The 459-nt window shown below is 64.9% G+C and carries 2 protein-coding genes; both read right to left on the bottom strand.

Translation table 11 applies throughout. The features are described from left to right. Nucleotides 1–210, bottom strand: a 210-nt coding sequence (locus tag EN914_RS38015) for an adenylyltransferase/cytidyltransferase family protein (RefSeq protein ID WP_164779305.1), incomplete at its 3' end; no start/stop codon positions are given. A gap of 6 nt (nt 211–216) precedes the next feature. Beyond that, nucleotides 217–459, bottom strand: a 243-nt coding sequence (locus tag EN914_RS38020) for an HAD hydrolase-like protein (protein WP_164779306.1), incomplete at its 5' end; no start/stop codon positions are given.

Genomic DNA, 459 nt, shown 5'->3' on the forward strand with positions numbered 1-459 from the left:
CGGGATATCAGGCCTGAAGATCTTGCGCGGATGCGGTTCGAATGTCAGCACCAGGGCCGGCACGCCGCGTCGTCCTGCCTCGGCCGAGGCTCGCTCGAGCACCGCCTGATGGCCGCGATGGACGCCATCGAAATTGCCGATCGCCACGACGCCGCCGCGCAGGTCGGCGGGAAGCGGCGCGGTTGCCAGGATGCGCTGGAAGGCTGCCATCGTCACCTACCGAAGTCTGGGAATGACGGCCACCGGACCATAGCCATGCTTTTCCAGGAAGCCCGCCAATCTTGCCGGATCCGGTTGCAGGGCATCGCCATAGTCGCGGGCATGGATACCGCCGGAGACATAAAGAACATCGAAGCCATTGTCGGCGGCGCCCTTCACATCGGTCATCATGCCGTCGCCGATGGCCAGCACCTGGCCGCGCTCGACCGGCTGGCCAAGAATCTCGGCAACCTCCTTCAT

The sequence above is a fragment of the Mesorhizobium sp. M7A.F.Ca.CA.001.08.2.1 genome (assembly GCF_003998455.1).
Classification (GTDB): domain Bacteria; phylum Pseudomonadota; class Alphaproteobacteria; order Rhizobiales; family Rhizobiaceae; genus Mesorhizobium; species Mesorhizobium ciceri.